Annotated in this window: 1 protein-coding gene; it reads right to left on the bottom strand. The window is 39.9% G+C overall.

Annotated elements, in window-relative coordinates; all coding sequences use genetic code 11:
* Window positions 1–23 precede the first annotated feature (23 nt).
* A partial coding sequence (locus AAEZ03_RS28230; protein WP_350583259.1) for a hypothetical protein occupies window positions 24–253 on the bottom strand: 230 nt, incomplete at its 5' end.

The raw sequence follows: 253 nt of genomic DNA on the forward strand, positions 1-253 counted from the left end.
CAATATAGCATTGTTTGCGTTTTTTAGTCTTTCCATGCAGTTTGCACAGGTTCAAAGCCTAAGATCTTATCAGCGAGCAATCGTGTCAAACGGCTGCTACTACTACCAAGACCATTCAATCTAATCTCTGCCATAATCGCTTGTGTTGGTTTGTCTCTAACGTTCAAGTCATTATAGTAACGACGACCATAAACTGCAAAACCGAAACAGCAATCTTCATAATCAATACCGACTAACGAGTCGAGCATCTTAT

The organism is Pseudomonas sp. HY2-MNA-CIBAN-0224, from assembly GCF_040310285.1.
Lineage (GTDB): Bacteria > Pseudomonadota > Gammaproteobacteria > Pseudomonadales > Pseudomonadaceae > Aquipseudomonas > Aquipseudomonas helleri.